The organism is Actinoplanes sp. NPDC089786 (genome assembly GCF_040684855.1).
GTDB lineage: Bacteria > Actinomycetota > Actinomycetes > Mycobacteriales > Micromonosporaceae > Actinoplanes.
In genome coordinates this window covers 599,937-618,357 of sequence record NZ_JBFBGU010000002.1, presented here as the reverse complement: position 1 = coordinate 618,357, position 18,421 = coordinate 599,937, and the positions used below count along the sequence as shown (strand labels likewise).

General features: G+C 63.9%; 13 protein-coding genes and 1 tRNA gene. 8 read left to right on the top strand and 6 right to left on the bottom strand.

Going from position 1 to position 18,421, the window contains the following annotated elements; translation table 11 throughout:
* Positions 1–64: 64 nt before the first annotated feature.
* Together AB0O15_RS13645 and AB0O15_RS13640 are read right to left on the bottom strand one after the other, a co-directional pair.
* The gene (locus tag AB0O15_RS13645; RefSeq protein ID WP_364318032.1) at positions 65–4,246 is read right to left on the bottom strand and encodes a hypothetical protein; all 4,182 of its coding nucleotides are present in this window, start codon (positions 4,244–4,246) and stop codon (positions 65–67) included.
* A 1,109-nt stretch (positions 4,247–5,355) separates the two neighbouring features.
* A complete protein-coding gene (locus AB0O15_RS13640) occupies positions 5,356–6,105 on the bottom strand; it encodes an XRE family transcriptional regulator (protein ID WP_364318030.1) in 750 nt (249 codons plus the stop codon).
* 433 nt (positions 6,106–6,538) lie between these two features.
* Here AB0O15_RS13640 and AB0O15_RS13635 point away from each other — a divergent pair, with 433 nt between their 5' ends.
* Complete coding sequence (locus tag AB0O15_RS13635; RefSeq protein ID WP_364318029.1) at positions 6,539–7,087, top strand: HD domain-containing protein; 549 nt, start codon at positions 6,539–6,541, stop codon at positions 7,085–7,087.
* A 2-nt stretch (positions 7,088–7,089) separates the two neighbouring features.
* Here the strand turns inward: AB0O15_RS13635 and AB0O15_RS13630 are convergent, their stop codons facing one another.
* The 3 genes from AB0O15_RS13630 to AB0O15_RS13620 are packed head-to-tail and all read right to left on the bottom strand — an operon-like array spanning position 7,090 to position 8,723.
* Positions 7,090–7,542: a hypothetical protein gene (locus AB0O15_RS13630; protein WP_364318028.1), complete on the bottom strand. Its 453-nt coding sequence runs from the start codon at positions 7,540–7,542 to the stop codon at positions 7,090–7,092.
* On the bottom strand, positions 7,535–8,011 hold the full coding sequence (locus AB0O15_RS13625; RefSeq protein WP_364318027.1) for an NUDIX domain-containing protein: 477 nt from the start codon (positions 8,009–8,011) through the stop codon (positions 7,535–7,537). Before AB0O15_RS13625 ends, AB0O15_RS13630 begins: the two co-directional genes overlap by 8 nt.
* 7 nt (positions 8,012–8,018) lie before the next feature.
* Positions 8,019–8,723, bottom strand: a complete 705-nt coding sequence (locus tag AB0O15_RS13620; RefSeq protein WP_364318026.1) for an XRE family transcriptional regulator — start codon at positions 8,721–8,723, stop codon at positions 8,019–8,021.
* Between the two features lie 387 nt (positions 8,724–9,110).
* On the opposite strand from AB0O15_RS13620, the gene AB0O15_RS13615 reads away from it, so the two are divergent.
* The 5 genes from AB0O15_RS13615 to AB0O15_RS13595 all read left to right on the top strand — a co-directional run bounded on the left by AB0O15_RS13615 (position 9,111) and on the right by AB0O15_RS13595 (position 14,015).
* Positions 9,111–9,305, top strand: coding sequence for a hypothetical protein (locus AB0O15_RS13615; protein ID WP_364318025.1), 195 nt, complete (start codon positions 9,111–9,113; stop codon positions 9,303–9,305).
* A 48-nt stretch (positions 9,306–9,353) separates the two neighbouring features.
* A complete protein-coding gene (locus AB0O15_RS13610) occupies positions 9,354–9,986 on the top strand; it encodes a DUF2637 domain-containing protein (protein WP_364318024.1) in 633 nt (210 codons plus the stop codon).
* Complete coding sequence (locus AB0O15_RS13605) at positions 9,979–10,284, top strand: hypothetical protein (RefSeq protein ID WP_364318023.1); 306 nt, start codon at positions 9,979–9,981, stop codon at positions 10,282–10,284. Before AB0O15_RS13610 ends, AB0O15_RS13605 begins: the two co-directional genes overlap by 8 nt.
* Positions 10,285–10,337: 53 nt before the next feature.
* Positions 10,338–12,020 carry an FtsK/SpoIIIE domain-containing protein gene (locus AB0O15_RS13600; RefSeq protein ID WP_364318022.1) on the top strand — a complete coding sequence of 561 codons (1,683 nt, stop codon included), beginning with the start codon at positions 10,338–10,340 and terminating at the stop codon, positions 12,018–12,020.
* A 288-nt stretch (positions 12,021–12,308) separates the two neighbouring features.
* Positions 12,309–14,015, top strand: coding sequence for a recombinase family protein (locus tag AB0O15_RS13595; RefSeq protein ID WP_364318149.1), 1,707 nt, complete (start codon positions 12,309–12,311; stop codon positions 14,013–14,015).
* Here AB0O15_RS13595 and AB0O15_RS13590 read toward each other — a convergent pair.
* Positions 13,971–14,054, bottom strand: a tRNA-Leu gene (locus AB0O15_RS13590). The genes AB0O15_RS13595 and AB0O15_RS13590 overlap by 45 nt on opposite strands.
* 199 nt (positions 14,055–14,253) lie before the next feature.
* Here AB0O15_RS13590 and AB0O15_RS13585 point away from each other — a divergent pair.
* Positions 14,254–15,684, top strand: coding sequence for a tetratricopeptide repeat protein (locus tag AB0O15_RS13585; RefSeq protein ID WP_364318021.1), 1,431 nt, complete (start codon positions 14,254–14,256; stop codon positions 15,682–15,684).
* A gap of 117 nt (positions 15,685–15,801) precedes the next feature.
* Entirely contained in the window at positions 15,802–18,414 is a 2,613-nt protein-coding gene (locus AB0O15_RS13580; protein ID WP_364318020.1) for a fibronectin type III domain-containing protein, read from the top strand.
* The last annotated feature ends 7 nt before the right edge of the window (positions 18,415–18,421 follow it).

Sequence of the window (18,421 nt, the reverse complement as noted above, 5' to 3'; positions counted from 1 at the left end):
TTGCCCGGTGGCGGCGAGGACCTTCGCGATGTTCAGGTGTGCTGTTACTGCCTGCACCAACCAACTACGTCTGCAGCGGCAGCCCAAGGGAGTCCGCGATTCCACGGAGGCTTTGATCTGAGCCGGCTAGGAGGCGATCCAGTTCCTCTGCAACAACGGCTTTAGCGGTAGGAGTCAGGCCGTAATCTAGCCAGCCGGTCAAAACAGAGATCCACTGTTGCCGGTTTGAATGCCATAGCACAGAGTTTTCGACAATGCCTTTAAGGAAGATTCCTAGTGTTGCGTCCCAGTGTTTAAGAACCATCGTGTCGAGAACTTTAAAATCTACGGGACTCGCGGGCGGATGAACCAACAATAGAACGATGCCGATCTGCCTTAATTCTGTGTCACGGGATTCGAGAAGCTCCCGGTGATTCGCGGCCAAGCCTTTGAATCGCGGTCGCGTGACGCTATTTCGTCGGCTAACGTGGTATAAGAACCTTATGGAATAGTTAGAAATTACTCGGTGCAAACCGACCTTTGGGCGTAGGGGTGTAGGGTTTAAACCCAGCTCAATCAACCGTCTAAGTCCCTGCGACGACAGTTCTGGTCCGTCTAGGTCCGTGTAGTCGACGAAATGCGCACCAAGCCGCCCCACGATGTGAAGCAACCTTCGCAACTCTTTGTCCGATACACCGGAACCTCCATCGCGCAGCAGGAGCGGAATTGCATAGAGAACTCCCTCGGGTGAGTCTCCGCGCATTCCGGCCATGAACCGTTTCAACACTTCGAGCTTGCCTGTAACTGCCTTTTGGCGGTTGTCGCGGCGAACAAAAGATTGGATAACGCTGAATTGGATAGCTGTGAGCGTTCCCGAATCTACGAAACTCTTAACGAAGTAGTTATGAGGGCGCATCGGATAGAAGGCTAAACCGGACGAAGTTAAAGTGTGACCGAGAGCCACCTCTATTAGTTCCTGCGGGAATATCTGTTTAGCAACAGCTATGGCATTCCGTTCTGTTAGCGGCGAGTGCTCGGTTTGCGCTCCAGAATCACGGTCGTTCGAGGTGAGCAGTTTTTCTTCTATGTCGGAAAGATACTGCTGACTGTGCTGTGTCCACAGCTCTGAACCCGCAGCCCCAGCGTACGGCAGCAAGATCTGGTAGAGACCTTCGGCTAGTTCGCGACCATGTACGATGACCGAGGAAATGAGGACATCAAGCACAGGATTCGGGGCTGGAGCGCGAAAACGCCCGAGATAATTGCGGACCCGCACATCGGCAATATTTAAGGCCAGGAATGCTACCGAGGCAGTGAGCGACGCGTGAGTTACCTGGCCCGCCCACAGGTGCGCGACCCACAATGTGGCCTCAAGCATGGCTGCGTCTGGATCATCACCGTAGATCTCGAGAAACTCTCCTTCGCTGACCGGCGTGGGAAGCCTGACTGCCATTGGCTCCGGGTTTAGTCCCGCGCGCACGCGCCGCTCGCGAGGCCGATCATTAAGCAGCGAGTGTCGTACAGCCCCTAGCATTCTTGCTATTGGTGTCGGCCAACTGAGTGGATCTTCCTCCCGCCAGTAGGTCTCCAGAGACATTGAGTCTGCGAATACGTTAGCCGATGCAGCGATTGAGGGCCTAACACGATCTTCAAACGTGAGCGACGTGTGTCCAGCCAAGACAGCAGCCATGACAGGTCGCAGCCACGGATGGTGCTCTGTGCCTTGGCGACATGCTAGGTCCAAGACCTGAGCGACATGGGACCACCGGCCTTCTACCAAAGCAGTTTCGGCGTCCTGCTGTGGCACCGAGCCTAGTAATTCAAGCACTGACGTACCTTCAGGAGGCTCTTGATATTGGGATGCAAAGATTATTCTGAGAAACTCCGGCCTTGTTTCATTGGGTCTCGCCATCTTGCTCAGCGCGACCTTGGCTAAGTCGTCCAAAGCTACACTCTGTGCGGCAAGCACAAAGTTGGTCAATCGGGATGCGTCCAAGACCTCTATCTTTTGGCGAAGAAGCGGAACAATGTGATCGCGTACATCTTCTGTCGGAAGTCTTTGAAGAACGTCGCATACCTCGGCGACGCGTACGCTAGTCAGTTCGGCTTCCAGGATAAGGAGTCCGTGCTCTAGAAGACTCCGTTGGCCACGAGCATTGGAGCCAAATGGTCTATCAGCAGCCATTTCAAGAGCCAGCTCGCTTCCTCTCCGAAGATGTCGGTCCGGGCCATCGCGGTCGATGTCTCGGCAGACTTCTACAAGGTTGGCGACCTCGCCTTCGTAGTTCCGTCCAACTCGGCCGGCGAAAAACAGTGCAACATTCCTCCAGTGGCTCAGCCTCGAAATCGATTCGAACCGTAAGTACCGTTGGTTGGTCGAATTGGAGGTGTCCAAGAGGTGGCACGCTGCGAAAAACTCCTGGATGGACCTTAGTTCGAACCCGATCTTGCCGGGTGACGGTTCGACGATGAGCACCAGCCTGTCGCCGGCATCCTTAGTCATGGCGCGAAGCTCCGACTTGATCACGTCGGCGGGAGCATAGGGATTTTGATGCTTTAAGAACCTAGAGACGGAAGCAGCATACCCTTCAGTTTCCAAGTAGGCGCTCGTAGCTTCGGCGCCTGTTGCTTCTTCATGCAGCACGTAACCGATGAACTTATGGAGGCCAATTAGCCGTTCTTTGGAAGACTGGATTATGTGCTTACCTTTAGCAGTCTCGCGCTTATATATAACCTCTAGATATTCGTTGAACAGCGCCTCCCGCTGTCTGGGTGGTGTGCCGCCAAGGGCCACGATCACGGCTAGAATCGTGACTTGTAGCGGAGTGGTCGCCATGAGCCTGATTTGAGTATCGGCAAGACACTCCTTCATGCTGTCGATGACGCGGGCGGCCTTCGCGGGATCGAATTGCTTTGCTTTCGTCCATCGCTCGACGTAGTCAAGGACTTGTGGGGTTTCGAGTTTCGTTAGACGGAGATGCACAAAACGTTTTGGGTCAAATTGTTCGACGTAACCAGTTGGCCGCGTCGTGGCAAGGACAAGTAGATCAGCCTTGTAGACTTCTTGACAGCGCTCGGTGAATTCGACTACACGATCAATAAGTACTCGTTTCAGGTTTGCATCTGTTACCTCGTCCAATCCGTCTAGAACCAGAAGTATCGGGTTCGTTCCAATGATCTTATGTAAGACTGCCGGCTCAATCGAACGAGCCGTAAGAATCTTTACTTGGTCGCATATATAGTCGTCGAGCGTTCCACTTCCAGATTCCGTTCCTGCATGCCCCGCTAGCCATTGGCCAAAATCTTTCAAGATTACTCGGAATGGAATTCGTGGTCGGCTCGGAAGGTAATCTGAGTTAAGTGCGATATCCCGAGCTTTATTAAGTAGCGTTGCTCGATGTAGCTGAGCAAGGTACTGACCAACTGTAGATTTACCTTCGCCCGGTCCTCCGACGAGGACGACCCTGTTGGATGCCTCAGCGAGTAGCATTCTGACGACCTGGACGTGTCCTCCGCTCCTTAACCACTGAGGTTTAGTCCGCGTCTCGATTCTGAGAGGCCGCGTGTGCTCGGGGTCATGAATGGCCGATAGCTCAAAGAAGACCTGTTGAAGTCGCACGGGATCGTCCCCAACGTCACCAGCCTGGTCGAGCTGTGCGTACTGGTCTCTTTCGAACGAGGTTCGGAGGTATGCTTGAATCGTTCTAGTTGTTTCGTCGTGTTTCTGAGCTTGCAAATTTAGCAATGAGGCGATTAAGTCACCAGGAACGATAAAGTGCAGAAAAGTCGTTCTGATGTCCGGAAAGATGTCGAGAAAACGTCCGATGTCATCCGCGCCCCACACAGCAAAATTCTTTATTTTGGTTTCATACTTCGCGAAGACATCTTGTTCTAGGCGAGCTCTGGTGCCTGTCCGGGGAACGGAGGTTAGCGGCACGTTAGTAATGAGGATGTAGTTGTCGCACGGATGCTTGTATTTCTCGGTGACCTTTTCTAATTCTTTTGTGGCATCTGATACCACGGCCTTCCTTGCTTTGTCGATTCCGAGAAGTTCAGTATCGTGAAACTTCGCTTGGAAGATCCACTTCCCTTCCCATTGTTCCGTTTTAGACGGATATGGTGCCCTGCCTGAGAATGTTGCCTCCCGGGCGCCGTCGCGTCCAGCACCGAAGATCGCAGATCCGTTGCCGATGATCTTCTTGACGAGTGCCTGAGTCAGCTTTTCGAACCCATCTGACCCTAGTCCGTTGAGGTTGTAGGTGGGCATCGCGAGCTCCCGAGCGGAGTGAAGTCTAGAAAGGACACTCATACTCGGTCATGTCTGCGCGGTTGGGCAATCGTCTGTTTGAGGGATGACCTCTGACGGTTGGTCATTTGAGCAAACAAGCTAGGCGCGGTCTTGCGAGCGAAAGCCGTCGAAGATCTGCTTGCGGTGCTCGATGCCGACAAACTTGTTGTTTCTGTGGGCCGACCACAAAGTCGTAGGCCTTCACCACTGTGCGGCTGGCCAGGGAGGGCGACGCCATGGATATTCACTCGATACGGTGTCAGCTCTTCGCCGCGACTGAACTTGCCGGGGCATCGTGTCCTTCTCAGTTGACATCGCAGGCGCGCGTCGGTTGCTGGCTGCTCTTGAACGCGTGGGCGAGCAGGCTCGTGCGGGTGTGAGTCACGTAGATGACAACCCAACGCTAGTTTTCGGGGATGGACTGCTCATCACCGCGAAGAGCGGCCACGAGGAGGCGCGATGCTGGAGTCGGTCCCGCCCGAGTCGTCGGAATGGGTGCTGGTGACTGCCGGAAACGACCGGCTGCGCCGAGCCGGCGGTTACTTCGTGCGCGAACGGTGATCGGGCGGTGCTGGGCAGGACGTTAAGACGCGTACCAGACGTCCCGCTAGATGTGGTTGGGGCTCATGCCGATGCGGGCGACGCTACAGAGGTACGCCGAGGCAGCCTCGCTCCAAGGGTCACTGCGCACCCTTAGCCGTGTGGGCGGGTGGCAACGGCGATCGAGGTCCGGCTGTGTGGGCTAATCCCATGCGGCCGGACCTTCTTTGACCCGGCCCAACGCGGAGGAAGCTGATGTACGTCTACCTATCTCAAGGGCGTCGTGGTTCAGGCGCCGTGACACCGCGGGCTCAGTGCTTCTTCGTGCGTCTGTTCGTTGCCTGTAAGGGGGCGCGCCGGCATGTGGACGTTGAGCACGGCCCGGCCCGGCCGTCCTGGCTCTGTCGATCGTGTGGGAGCCCTTGGCCCTGCCTTTCGACTAAGGACGACTTGAGTGCGACAACGGATCGGCTGGGGAAAGTGATCTACATGAACCTGTACCTCGCAGACCTGTTGGACGATCAACCAGGGATGACCATCGAGGCGGCCTACGACCGGCTGATTTGGTGGGCTCGGGGCTCGTGAGTGGCGGACCAGACCCGTTCGAAGGACGCGGCGTACGTTGCTGCCATGCCTTCTCGGCAGGCTCTCCGTAGGTGGACCACGGGCGTCCGCGAAGCGGCGCAAGCGAAGATGTGGGTGTTGACCATTAGGTCGTTGTCGGAGCGGTAGATCGAGTTATAGAGCACAGTGTCGTGGAGCCTCAGCGAGATCCCCGGCTCACCAGCCAGAGACTCAAAGAGGACGAGGGCGTTGGCGATGCGGACGGACATCATCCCGTCGATGCCCTCGTCGGCGCTTCGCTGGGCGGTGTGGGTTCCGTCTGGGTCGCCGAGGGCTATGCGGACTCGGACGCCTGCGCGGGCCTTGGCTCGGAGGATTGCTTGGGCGCCTGCGTCTTCGGCTAGGAAGAGGCTGCTGTAGCCCAGGATGTCGATCTCGTGTTCGGCTCGGTTCAGGAGCCGGCGCCACGTGTCTGGTGGGACTGAGCAGCGCTGGGAGTAGACGGTGATTACCTCGTTGGTGTTGGGCTCTGACTGCTCTCGGGCGTCTATGCCGGGCCATAGGTCGTGTTCGGGCCAGCCGGTTAGGGCGGCCAGGGCGGCTCGGTGGCGGGGGTAGGGCAGGCGGCCGGTTAGCCAGCGGTTCACTGTCTTCGGGTCAACGCTCAGCTGGGCGGCTACGTCGATGACGGTTAGGCCGGCGGCGAGCAATGCTCGGGACAGGGGACCTTTCATTGCGTCCTCCCGGTGGTGGGGTTCGGGTCAGCATAGCCAAGAAGTCCCTAGACGTCCCTACGCCGTGGTTCACACTCCGTTACCTCCGGTTGAGACTCATGAGCAAGCGAGCAGGACTTGAGCGATCGGTGGTCGGTGATGAGCGAAGAGGACGTCAGGGGCGAAGATGCGGCGCGAGCGGCTGCGGATCGCCTGGCGCTTGCGCTTGAAGAGGCCGGCTTCGACGTTGGGCAGGAGCTTCCGGCGTTGCGGGACGCTTTGGGTCGGCAGGGCAGCGCGGTGGTGCATATCGGAGACGTCGTGCCGGCTGTTGCTGATCGTCTTGCTGCTGCGCTTGTAGGCGGTGCTCGTCCGCGGGGATCGCAGGCTGAGGGGGACAACGACAGGTAGCGACTATCGCGCCGTCTTTCGGGACGTTCGTTAATCTGCCCATGTGGATCAGATCGAACGTGCCCGTGACCTTGCGCGTCGGTTGCTGGGCGAGTCGATCCCGCGGCGGTGGTCGCATAGTCAGGGTGTTGGGCGTAAGGCTGAGTCGGTTGCGCACCTGGTTGGCGAGGATGCGGTCGCGCTGGTTGCCGCCGCCTGGCTGCATGACGTGGGGTATGCGCCTGACCTGGTCGCGACTGGGATGCACCAGCTTGACGGTGCTCGGTTTCTGCGAGACGTCGCCGAGGTTGATCAACTCGTGTGCCGGCTGGTCGCCCATCACTCTTGCGCGACGATCGAGGCGCGGAACAGGGGACTGGCCGATGAGTTTCTGTCGGAGTTTCCGCCGGTAGGCGGGCTGTTGGTGGATGCGATCACGTATGCCGACATGACTACTACTCCGGATGGCGAGCCTGTCGACGTTGAGCAACGGCTTTCTGAGATCTTCACCCGTTACGGGGACGAACATCTCGTCACGAAGACGATGCGCGAGGCTAGTCCGCTGATCATCGGGTCGGTTCAGATGATCACTGCCGCCCTTGAAGGGGATTGAACTCACTCAGCGCGGGACAGCGCTCCCTGCTCGTCGCGGCTCCATCTGCGGCCAGCGCTGTCCAGGAACTCGATCTGTACGGGTTCTGGCTCGACGTACGAGCGCAGCCATTCTGTTGGCGCTGGTCGTTGGATGGTCTGGCCTGGTGGGACGAGGCCGATGAACTCTGAGCTGGGCTGCTGGTCGCCGTGGGAGGGGAGGGGCAGCTCGACCTCGTAGATCGGCATTGCGCTCGCGTTGTGGATGTGGAAGGCCAGGTCGCGGGTGCCGTCGAGCTTCCGCTTCAGCTCGATCCAGGCGCTGATCCGCTCCGCCTGGGCGCGGCGGTCGTCCTCGGCGCGTTCGGCCTCTCGGCGGTGCTCTCGGCGTAGGAGCAGGAAGCCGACCAGGAAGGCGCCGACGGTGCCTACCGCGCCGAACGAGTCGGCGAGCGCGCTGATCGCGTCGCTATCCAAGATGAACGTTTCCTGGCGCCATAAAGTAGTGGTCTACCCGCATCCGCATCGAACGGTCCATCGGCAGGGCCCCGACCTCGGCTGGAGGCACCCAGCGGACCTCGGTTGACTCGTCGCTCGGCGTCGGCCTGCCTCCGATTGGCCGTGCGGTGAAGACGGCCGAGAACTCTTGTCGTACCTCGTTGTTGCTGGTGTAGAGGATGACGTGGCGCGGGTCGGTGTAGATGCCGACCATGCCGGTGACCTCTACCTTGATGCCGGTCTCCTCGGCTGTCTCGCGTACCGCCGTCTCCGGTAACGACTCACCAAGATCCATGCCGCCGCCGGGGAGTGCCCAGTTGTCGTTGTCGGAGCGGCGGATCAGCAGGATGGCGCCCTCGTCGTTGACCACGACCACGTTGGCTGAGGGGACGATACTGTTCGCCTTTGGGGCCTTGGGGTCGTTGTAGAAGTCGATGCGTCGTCCCACGTCTGCCTCATTCCAGCGGTGTGGCGCCGTCCCATGCGTTGTCGAAGCTGTTCATGTATGTCGTCACCATGTTGCCGCCGGCTACGCGACGTAGGTGGAGGACGGGGGCTTCGGACGCTGGGAAGCTGTAGATGTGGGTGTTGACCAGGAGTTGTTCGTCGGCGCGGTAGATCGAGTTGTAGAGCACGGTGCGGTGTAGGCGGCACTCGACGTTGTCGAGGCTGAGCAGCGGGCGGTACATCACGATCGCGTTCTTGATCTTCGCTGAGAGGCTTTCGATGCCCTCTTCGGCGTTGCGTTGCTCGACTACCTCGGAGGTGGGGTCTCCGAGCAGGATGCGGACGCGCGCTCCGGCGTCGGCCTTCTCGCGGAAGATTCGGCGTACGCCGGCATCCTCGGACAGGAAAAGGCCGCTGTAGACCAGGACTCCGATCTCTCGCTGGGCGTTGTCGAAGAAGTTGCGCCAGAGGTCGCCGGGGACTGTCCAGCGGTGCGGGTAGATGTTGATGATCTCGCTCTCGCTGACGCCGGCCACCTGGTCGGGGCTCAGCGCGTCGGGCCAGAGGTATACCTCGTCGACGCCCAGGTGGGCCGCTACGGCGTAGCGGTGGCGTCGGTAGGGCGTACGGCCGCTGATCCAGCGCTCGACGCTTTTGGGGTCGACCTTGAGCGTGTCCGCCAGGACGGACGGGGTGATGCCTCGTTCCAACATTGCGGTGCGTAGTCGCTCGTTCGGCATCGTCTTCCCGTCAGGACGTCCATGCGGCCTGTCCACATTAGGCGAGATGTCTTGGACACGTCCAGCTTTGACCTGATCACGTCCCGTCCTCTGATCGCACTCTCAATGGCGTCGATGCGGCACTCGCCTCGACGGACTGAGAGGAGATCTCGCCATGGACACCCAGAACTTCACCAGCGAAGTCCCGACCTGCCCCTGCGGCGCGCAGCTCGGCGGGGGACACCCGGCCCTGTGCCGGAAGTGCGTCGCCCGGATCCGCTACAACCGCAGGCATCAGGCTCGCGGCACGCACGGCGGGGCGGACCGCGGTTTCCGTAGTCGCCGGGGCCGGCGCTCGCGGCGCCAGGACGGCAGTGACGCATGACGGTCGCCGTCTCCGCTGTCGTCCTGCTCGGCATCTTCGTCTACCTGCTCTGGCGGTACGCACGTCTGCCGCTGTGGCAGGCCGCCATCTGCGCAGCGTTCGGCTACTTCCTCGCCTCGTCCTCGATCGGTCCGGCGATCGGCGACGGCCTGAGGGCCTTCGCCCGGTTCGTCGCCGGACTGGATCTCTGACGCATGGGACGTCCTCAAGAAGTCCGCGACGGCTGGGTGATGGCGGGCATGGCGGTGGCCGCCGCTTCGTCGGCGATCGCCAGCTTCGCTGGACTCCGCGGCCTGGCCGAGGTCGCTGGGTGGCCGGCGCGGCTCGCCTGGCTGCTTCCCATCACGATCGACGCGTACGCGATGACGTCGGCTCGCGTCTGGCTGGCCGGGACACCGGCCGCTGGCCGAGCGCGACGGTTCGCCCGCGCCAACGCCATTGGCGCCATCGCTACGAGCATCGTCGGCAACGCTGGCTATCACCTCGTCGCGAGCGGCCTGCTCACGATTTCTTGGCCGATCATCGTGCTCGTCGGTGCAGTCCCGGCGGCCGTACTCGGCCTGACTGCCCATTTGCACGCGCTCCGGACCGCTCCGATCGCGGAGGCCGCTACCGCGCCGGCCGCTCAGAACGGGACCCGGTCCCGTCCCAAGTCCCGGACCCGCCGCGTGAGGCCGCGCTCGGACTTCGATCTCTTGAAGGCCGCACGCGAGGCCGACACCAAGTACCGGACCGCTCACCGCGGGCAACCCATCACACGAGACGCGTTGCGCGAGGCGCTGCGCATCGCCGGACCGAAGGCGACCGAGCTCCGGCGACAACTTGCCACCGAATCCACCGATCGGAAGGAGGCCCAACCCCCTCATGACTAAGCCACACACAACCATCGACCTGGAGGTCATCGCCAACCATCTTCACGCGGCCTACGAGAGGCCTACCCGCGTGGCCGTCTCGACTGCCCTGGCCGACATCCCAGTGATGCTCGCCGAGATCCAACGGTCTGCGGCCCTGTTGGCTCGCTTCCGGCTCGACTTCGCCAACCTGCTCGCCGCTGCCCGTGCTTCGCTCGCGGCCGAGCGCGACGGAGAGTCCGACCCAAACGGCTACCTCCGGGACGAGGTCGCCCAACACCGCCCTTGGACGCCCTACGGCGAGCAGGGACACCGGTGAGGGCGTACGGGCGGCGACACCGACGCTGGAGCCGGCGCAATCCGCAGCCGCTCATGCTCGTCCCGGACGAACCGCTTCTCCTCGTTGCCATCACAGCGATCGGGCGGGCACTGTTCCGCTACCGCTCCGAACTCGCGCCGCTCACAACCGCCTGTGCGCATTTCGTGGCCGCGTTGCTTCTGCACCACAACCATCCCGGCGCCTGGCCTTGGATCGGCGGCGTCGCTGCCGCTGTGGCGATCGCTGCCGGACTGTGGGGCATCCCTTGGCGGCTCGGCCGGACGAGCGAGCGCATCTACGCCTCAACCGTCATCGCTGCGATCGGTGCGTGGCTTGCCGCCGGGACCGCATTCGGTCCGGCGCGGTCGCCATTGCCGACGATGCTCGTCGTGAGCACGCTCGTACTTGCGGTGCCCTGGTGGGCGCACAGAAGGCGCCGCGCTCGGGTGAAGGTTGATCGGGTCATCAATGCCTGGCCCGACGTCGCAGAGGCGACTGGCCTTGCTGGGTCGCGCATCATGTCCGCTGCTGTGGACACATGGGGGTGGCGTGCCCGCATGGCGTTGCGCCCAGGGCAGAGCGTCGCGGACGCTATCTCGCACGTGCCAGCCATCGAATCCGCCTTGGGAACCCGACCCGGTGCGGTCCGAGTCGAGCAGGACCCGTCCCATGCCGGCCGGCTGACGATGCGCGTCCTGGCCTCGGATCCCCACGCCGGTGCCATCGGCTGGAAAAGCCAGCGTGCTCGGTCGATCGCTGATCCGATCGACCTCGGGGTCTTCGAGGACGCGACGTCGGTTCGCGTCTCGGTGCTGCGGCGGCACGTGCTGATCGGTGGCACCACGGACTCTGGGAAGAGCGGCGTCCTCAACGTCTTCTTGGGCAACCTGGTCGCCTGCTCCGATGTCGTGCTGTGGGGGATCGACCTGAAGGGCGGCATGGAGCTGCGGCCCTGGGCGTCGTGCCTCGATCGGCTCGCTACGACACCGGAGGAAGCGGCACGACTGCTGGCCGACGCCGTTGCCATTCTCGACGCTCGTGCAGACGCATCGGGCCGTGACAACAGCCGTGTTTGGAAACCAACGTCAGCCGCGCCGGCGCTGGTGATTGTCATCGACGAGTACGCGGAACTCGTCGACACCGCACCGGACGCTGCTGGGCACGCAGAGTCGATTGCCAGACGAGGCCGTGCGGTGGCTGTAGACCTGCTCGCGGCGACCCAACGTCCAACGCAGAAGGCAATGGGAGGTGGGGCCCTGCGTTCACAGATGAGCGTCCGCGTGTGCCTCAGGGTCCGGGAACGCCGCGACGTCGACCTCATCTTGGACAAGGGCATGTTGGCCGCCGGCTGGCACGCGCACACGCTCGATGCACCAGGGAAGTTCTATCTACTGGCTGACGGGCACAACCAGCCTCGCCGCGCCCGTGCTTACCTCGTCACGGACGAGGACGTTCGGACAACGGTCGCGCGGTATGCCGACCAGCGGCCCGAACTCGATGCGCTCTCTCAGGCAGCCATCGACTCGCCGAAGAGCAGACCGGCGGAGCTTCCGGCCGGATCCGACCCTGAACAGGCGCTCACCTTGGCGCTGGCCGGCGCACCTGAGGAAGGGATGACGGTTCCCGACCTCATGCAGGTCACGGGAATGGGGCGCACCTGGATCTACGAGCGACTCCAGGCGCTCGCGGCGGGCGGGCAAGCGCGGCAGGTTGCCCGTGGACGTTGGCGGGCCTGACATGAACGTCCGCGCGGACGTCCGTCCGCTCGCGCGCGTCTGCGCCGATCAGCGCGGGCGGACGGACGACGGACGGACGTCCGCGCGGACACCGCTTCGAGGAGAAGGGAGGCCAGATGATCACCACGGACGAGACCAACGACGAAGGGAGAAATCGCAGCATACGAAGGACGAAACGCTGGTCATCGAAGATGCGCAGGTCAAGACGTCCCTAGAAGTCCCGCTCTCGGAAGCGGCGGCAGATGTCCTGTGGCGCATCATCGACCGGGCTCGGAAGAATCGATCGACATGACGAGGTTCGCGTTCTACGGACGTGTGTCGACCGAGGATCAGCAGGATCCGCAGGCGTCGAAAGGCTGGCAGCTATCCCGCGCTCGCAGCCTCATCGAGCCGGCCGGCGGAGAGGTAGTGGCCGAGTTCTTCGACATCGGCTCGTCCCGCTCGCTGCCATGGAAGCGTCGACCCGAGGCGCTGCGGCTGCTCGACGCGATCAAGAGCGCCGGCCGTGACTTCGACGCGGTGGTCATTGGTGAGCCGCAGCGCGCTTTCTACGGCAGCCAGTTCGGCATGACGTTCCCTGTGTTCGTGCACTACGGCGTCGGGCTCTGGGTGCCCGAGGTCGGTGGCGCCATTGATCCGGGCTCGGACGCGCACGATCTCGTCATGGCGCTCTATGGCGGCATGAGTAAGGGGGAGCGCAACCGGATCAAGATCCGCGTTCGGTCCGCGATGAAGTCGCAGACCGAGTTGGAAGGTCGGTTCCTCGGTGGGCGACCGCCTTACGGATACGAGCTGGCCGACGCCGGCCCGCACCCCAACCCCGGCAAGGCCGCCGAGGGCAAGCGCCTGCACCGCCTCGAAAAGGACCCCGTTACCGCGCCGGTCGTCCGCCGGATCTTCGAGGAGTACGCCGCCGGCCGAGGCATGACCTCGATCGCCCGCGGACTCACACAGGACGGCATCCCGTGCCCGTCCGCCTACGACCGGGCGCGTAACCCTCATCGCAATACCGAGGTCTGGGAGACGACCGCCATCCGCGCGATTCTTCGGAACCCGCGCTACACGGGTCGGCAGGTCTGGAACAAGCAACGTACCGACGAGGACTTGATCGATGTCGAGGACATCGCGCTCGGCCACGAGAACAAGCACCGGTGGAACGACGAGAGCGAGTGGGTCTGGTCGAAGAGCGAGGCCCATACCCCGCTGATCACGACCGACCTCTACCAGCGAGCGCAGGCGACGATTAAGGTCCGCGGCACGAACGGCGAGCAGGGCAGGGCGCCGCGACGGAGCACCCGTCCTTACCTGTTCCGCGGCCTGATCGACTGCGGGCTCTGCGGACGTCACATGGTCGGCAACCTCAACCACGGACGCCTCTACTACCGCTGCAAGGCGTCGCGGGACTTCGTGCGCCAACACGAGGTCGCGCATCCGCCCATGCTGTATCTGCGTGAGGACGCCATCACCGACCCCGTCGACAGGTTCCTCAGCACGGAACTCGACGGCCGGACGCTGGGAGCGAACCTGCGCGCCCTGGCCGACGCGCACCACCGGGCCGAGATGGTCGCCCACCGGGCGAACGACGAGAGCGAGCGTCTGCGCCAGACGATCACGGACTGCGACACCAAGATCGAGCGCTACCGGGCGACGCTGGACGCCGGAGGCGACCCGACGCTCATCGCCGGCTGGATCCGCGAGGCGTCGACCGTTAGGGGAACCGCCGAGGCCGCTCTCCGGGTGAGCGCGACACCGCCGCAGCGACTCAACGATGATCAAATCGCGGCGATAGTCAACGGCCTAGGAAGCTTACTGGGCGTCCTCAGGGAGGCTGATCCGCGCGATAAGGCGGAGCTTTACAGCCGGCTTGGGCTGCGGATGACCTACAAACCTGGCCCGAAGACAGTGGTGGCCGAGATCGTGTCTACCGATCTCGGCCGTGTGCTTAATGTGTGTCCGAGGGGGGACTTGAACCCCCACGCCCTATACGGGCACTAGCACCTCAAGCTAGCGCGTCTGCCATTCCGCCACCCGGACCTGCATTGCAGCCTAACGGGAGCGGTGCCCGGGATTGCGCCCGGGGACCGCAGCCCTGCGGGCCGCACAGGAGAGAACTTTACACGGCCCTGTGAGGGGTCTGCGCGGAGGCCCGCCGGGGGAAGTGGGATCGGACAAAAGGGGACGTTGTTGCGGTCGGGTGTGGCGGGGGAGGGTTGTACCGGGCAGCATGTCTCGGGTGTCGCAACCCTCTCCGCTCGAGCCTGCCCGGCAGCGTGCTCAGTATTTGGCTGAGCAGGGTGATCGGGCCGCCGGCATTGCCATGCTCGCGCATGCCGTTGCTCTGGGGCGGGCGAATCTTGGTGAGGATGATCCGGGGGTGTTGGCTGCCTCCCACCATCTGGCTCGGCTTCATCAGTTTGATGATGATCCGTCGGGGGCTCGGCGGGTTCTGGAAGAGGCGTACGCGGCGGGGCAGTGGCGGTTGGGGGACTCTGATCCGCTCATGTTGGAGATCTCCTTCGACCTCGGCGTTGTGGCTGAGGAGTTGGGGAATCGGCATGAAGCTCGCAAGGCGCTCAGCCGGGTGGTTGAGCTGGGCGACTCGGTGCTGGGGAGTAGTCACTGGGCCGTTTTGAAGGCTCGGGCCTATCTCGCTGGGAACCATGGGGCCATCGCGCATAGTGCGCCTGTTCCGGAGGCGCCGGCTCAGGAGAGCCGGCCGCAGGATGTGGCCTCGCTGGTCGCGCCTCGGCAGGCCAGTGCGGAGCCGCTTATTCCTCGGCAAGGGGGGACTCCGCTGGTCCGGCGGGTTCCGGGGGCTCAGACGCCGCCGTTGCCTGAGGAGTATCCGCAGGCTCAGCCGTTGGTCAGGCGGGACGCTCCGGTCGCGGACCAGGCGGCCACGCTTCCACGGGTTGTTCAAGAGCCCGCGCCCCTGCCACCACCGACGCAACGAGCGCCCGTCCAGCAGCCGCCCGTCCAGCAGCCGCCGGTCCAGCCGCCGCCCGTTCAACAGCCGACGGCTCAGCAGCCGCGGGTCGAGGGCTGGGGCGGCTGGCCGGCCGAGCAGGCGCCGGCACCACCCCCGCCGGACCCCACACCGATGCAGGGCTGGCCGGCGGAGCAGCAGGAGCCCTACCGGCCGTTCGACGACCTCGCGATCCATCGGCCGTTCGGCGACCCTCAGCCGCCCCGGATAACCGCAACACCGACCGAGGCGCCCGCGGCATCGTCGTCCTCGAAGAAGGGCCCGGCGATCTTCGCGGCCATCGCCGCGGTTCTGGCGGTCAGTGTCGCCGTGGTCGCGCTGGTTTTCGTGCTCGCCGATCGGGGCGGCAAAGATGACGGTAAAGATTCAGATGTGCCAACTGTGGGAGGCGGGCCGCCGCCGCGGGGGGTGCAGGTTAGGGACTACGGGACCTCGGTGGAGATCAGCTGGGTCGACGCCAGCGAAGGCAAGACATCGACGCTGATCACTGGGGGACACCCGGGGGAGGTACTCAAGCCGATGGGTGAGGTCGGGCCCGGAGAAACGCGCTTTGAGCTGCGCGGACTCAATGATCAGCTGGACTACTGCTTCGCCGCGGTGTCGGTCTACGGGGTGAACGCGTTCGCGCCCAGCGAGCAGTCGTGCACGTCCCGGCCGGGGCCCAAGCAAACCAGTTAACGATCACGGAAAGCGATCATGGTTATCCACAGGCGTGACTCGCCGGGTGTCCCGAAGGGATCGAACGTCTTATGATGGCCCGCGTTCTGCTGGCTCAACGGGGAGGAACCGCAGGCCGTGAGCACATCGAAGGCCCCATGGCGTACGCGTGGTGGTCTCGTCACGATCGGTACAGTCCTAACTCTCGTGACGGGGCTGGGGCTGACCGTGCTCGGGCTCGGCGCGGCGGATCAGGCCGTCGCGAGCTTTGACGCCGCCTCCTGGGTGTGGTCCAAGGGCAAGGGCGAGGTCGCCCGGGTCAACGGGGTGACCGCCAAGGTGGACACCCGCGTCGATGTGCCCGTGGCTCGTAACCACACGATGCAGATCTCGCAGAACGACCGCTTCGTGATCTACCGCGACGTCAGCACCGGCGTGATCAGCTCGATGGACCTGACCTCGCTGAAGATGTTCGCGACCACGCCGACCAACTCGGGGCTGGGCGTGAGCGTGGCGCTGCACGAGGACGCCGCGTTCGTGGTCGACGCCGTGCGCGGCGTGGTGCGGCAGATCGACCCGCGCTACCTGACCCCGATCGGGCAGCCGCTGAACTACCCGCCGGGCATCACCGGTGGCGTCTTCGACGGCAAGGGCCGGCTGTGGATCGGCGTCCCCAGCCAGGGCACCGTCTCGGCGATCACGGCCGCCCCGATCGCGTCCCAGGGAACCGACCAAGGGGGCCAGGCCGCCACCGCGGGGCCGGTCCAGGTGGCCACCACCTCGGTCGCCCCGGCCAGCCATGACCTGGCCATCTCGACGCTCGACGACGGTGTCGCGGTGCTGAACCGCACGACCAACGCGCTCACCTCCGTACGCGGGGATCAGAAGCTCGTGGCGCAGCTGCCTCTCGCCGGACCGGGAACCGTGGCCCCGCAGACCTGGGGGCTTTCGATCCCGGTGACGGTGCCGGACGCGCGGCAGGTCTACGTCGTCAAGGGCGACAAGATGGGGCCGAGCTTCCAGGTGCCGGGCGACGGGCCCGAGCTGCAACCGGCGGTGGCGTGGGAGGGCTTCTTCTACGTCGCCGAGGAGGACACCGGCACGGTGCACGTGTTCGACGGGCAGGGCCGCGAGCAGAAGAGCATCCAGGTGCCGAACCCGGGCGGGCCGCTCGAGCTCGAGGTGCGCGAGAACTACCTGTTCATCAACGCTCCGGGCGCGTCGACGGCGCGGGTGGTCGACAACGCTCACCAGGTGCGGATCGTCGACAAGTACGCCGACGACGTGCTCGGTGGCGACGCGCCGCCCACGCCGGACACCCCGCCGCCGCCCCCGAAGCCGAAGAAGCCCGAGGTCAGCAAGCCGGGCGCGCCGCGCAACGTGCGTGCCGCGGCGGGCAACGCCGAGGCCCGGGTGACCTGGCAGTCGGCCAACCCGAACGGCGCGCCGATCACCCGCTACGTGGTCACCGGCGCCGGCAAGACGTTCCAGGTGGGCGCCGACCAGCGCTCGCTGAACGTGACGGGGCTGACCAACGGCGAGACGTACCGGTTCGAGGTGCACGCGGTCAACAAGAAGGGCGACGGGCCGTCCAAGACCAGCAACGCGGTGCGGCCGACCTCCGAGGTCCCGGACGCGCCGACCGCGGCCACGGCGGTGGCCAAGCCGGACGGCACGGTCGCCGTGAGCTGGCCCGCGGCCAACGGGCAGGGTCTTGAGATCGAGCGGTACGCGGTGACCGCGATCTCCGAGGGCGGCAGCGCCCCGGTCGGCGAGTCGAGCTCGGCCGAGCTGACGGTCAAGGCCGGTGAGCTCGAGTACGGCAAGCAGTACGCGTTCACCGTCGTGGCCGTCAACGAGCGCGGCGCCGGGTCCAAGGCGTCGCCGGTGAGCAACAGCGTGGTGCCCTACGCCAAGCCCGAGGCGCCGGAGAACGTGGAGGCCACCACGGTCGGCGACCAGAAGGGCGCGATCCGGGCCACCTGGACGCCCGCGGCCGAGAACGGGCGGCCGATCACCAAGTACGTGGTGACGGCGGCCGGCCGCTCGGTCGACGTCACCGACGGCAACGCGGTCACCATGACCGGCTTCGGCGACGGTGAGACCGTCCGGGTCGAGGTGCGCGCGGTCAACGAGGCAGGGGAGAGCGCCCCGGGCTCGGCCACCGCCAGGACCGTGGCGATGCCGCAGGTCACGATCACCGGCGCGTCGTCGACGTTCAACTCGGGCACCGTCACGTTCAGCGTCAACGCGGGCGGTGGCACAGCGACCTGCAAGGCGAAGACCGACAAGGGTGGCACGGCCGACGGCAGCTGCTCCAGCCTCAGGATCACCGGCCTGAAGCCGAGCACCACCTACACCTTCACGGTCTCCGCCACGAACAAGGCGGGGACCGCGACCAAGGACAAGAAGATTGTCACGGCGAACATCTACGGCGTCGCCACCTGCAAGAACGGCGAGGACGGCGACACCGCGACCTACTGCGACAAGGACGTCGACGGCCGGAACGGCAACGAGACCTTCTCGGTCACCAGGCAGGACGACAACAACAAGACCGGTTGGGCCCGGCCGGGGACCCGGCTCCAGGCGTACTGCAAGAAGTCCGGCGAAGAGGTCTTCGCGTACATCTACAACAAGAACAAGCGCAGCACGTGGTGGGTCAAGATCAGCTCTGGCAGTAACAACTACATCCCGTGGGCGTGGCTCAACCTCGACGGCGGCGACAACATCAACAACCTGCCCACCTGCTAGGCGGAAC

Excerpts from the sequence above, each read along its gene's own strand:
- AB0O15_RS13645 (WP_364318032.1), bottom strand. The coding sequence starts at position 4,246 with ATGCCCACCTACAACCTCAACGGACTAGGGTCAGATGGGTTCGAAAAG.
- AB0O15_RS13595 (WP_364318149.1), top strand. The coding sequence starts at position 12,309 with ATGACGAGGTTCGCGTTCTACGGACGTGTGTCGACCGAGGATCAGCAG.
- AB0O15_RS13640 (WP_364318030.1), bottom strand. The coding sequence starts at position 6,105 with ATGAAAGGTCCCCTGTCCCGAGCATTGCTCGCCGCCGGCCTAACCGTC.
- AB0O15_RS13620 (WP_364318026.1), bottom strand. The coding sequence starts at position 8,723 with ATGTTGGAACGAGGCATCACCCCGTCCGTCCTGGCGGACACGCTCAAG.
- AB0O15_RS13610 (WP_364318024.1), top strand. The coding sequence starts at position 9,354 with ATGGCGGTGGCCGCCGCTTCGTCGGCGATCGCCAGCTTCGCTGGACTC.
- AB0O15_RS13615 (WP_364318025.1), top strand. The coding sequence starts at position 9,111 with ATGACGGTCGCCGTCTCCGCTGTCGTCCTGCTCGGCATCTTCGTCTAC.
- AB0O15_RS13600 (WP_364318022.1), top strand. The coding sequence starts at position 10,338 with ATGCTCGTCCCGGACGAACCGCTTCTCCTCGTTGCCATCACAGCGATC.
- AB0O15_RS13605 (WP_364318023.1), top strand. The coding sequence starts at position 9,979 with ATGACTAAGCCACACACAACCATCGACCTGGAGGTCATCGCCAACCAT.